This window comes from Salmonella sp. SAL4457 (assembly GCF_046548235.1).
Lineage (GTDB): Bacteria > Pseudomonadota > Gammaproteobacteria > Enterobacterales > Enterobacteriaceae > Salmonella > Salmonella enterica.
On the sequence record NZ_JBGDZO010000789.1, the window covers coordinates 1 to 259 of the forward strand.

At 66.0% G+C, this 259-nt stretch carries 1 protein-coding gene; it reads right to left on the reverse strand.

Translation table 11 applies throughout. From position 1 onward, the window contains the following. Nucleotides 1-244, reverse strand: a 244-nt coding sequence (locus ACLJNW_RS26325) for a hypothetical protein (RefSeq protein ID WP_410961525.1), incomplete at its 3' end; no start/stop codon positions are given. Nucleotides 245-259: the final 15 nt, after the last annotated feature.

Sequence of the window (259 nt, forward strand, 5' to 3'; positions counted from 1 at the left end):
CGTCCACACCGGCCGGGCGGAGGGTCAGGTTCATAGCGGTCTCCACGGCCGCGGGCGGGAACTTCCGCGCGGGCGTGCTGTAATGGGTGCTGTACGCTTCGGTTTGCTGGCAGGCGCCATAGAGCGGTTTCGCAAGGGAGTCCCGCCGAGTATTGGCCGGGATGCGTGCGCCGGCAAGCCGGTTCCGAATGCGCCGTGGTTTCGCTGTCACCCCGGGAGGTGTCGTGAGCAAGCTGTTCATCATCGTGGAACGCAAGGA